Genomic DNA, 428 nt, shown 5'->3' with positions numbered 1-428 from the left:
AGTTTGTCAGTTTTCATATGTTGGGACGGGGCTGGTACTCAGTCCAATTTGATTACGGCTTTGATTACGGCTTTGATTAAGGCTTTGATTAAGGCTTTGATTAAGGCGATCRCTYRTWWYYWKRAACCSGGTTGAGAGATATCACCTGTTGCCGTTGCATATCCGACAACTGACCACAGCGACGGGTTAACTGTCGCAACAGCATCTGGGTCTGTGCTTCTTCGCGACCTTCTTCGCGACCTTCTTCGCGACCTTCTTCGCGACCTTCTTCGCGACCTTCTTCGCGACCTTCTTCGCGACCTTCTTCGCGACCTTCTTCGCGACCTTCTTCGCGACCCTTCTGCAACACATCCCGAKAAAACCGGGTATCCTCAAGCCTAACCTGGGTAATATCCAACATTTCCCGTATCTCCTCCAAACTCAACTGT

Annotated in this window: 1 pseudogene; it reads right to left on the bottom strand. The window is 50.0% G+C overall.

From position 1 onward, the window contains the following. Positions 1-100: 100 nt before the first annotated feature. Positions 101-428, bottom strand: a pseudogene (locus B9T16_RS29400) (DUF4351 domain-containing protein); the annotation flags it as partial.

Source organism: Arthrospira sp. PCC 8006 (genome assembly GCF_046480465.1).
In the GTDB taxonomy this organism is placed as follows: domain Bacteria; phylum Cyanobacteriota; class Cyanobacteriia; order Cyanobacteriales; family Microcoleaceae; genus Limnospira; species Limnospira platensis.
This window is presented reverse-complemented; position numbering and strand designations above follow the sequence as displayed.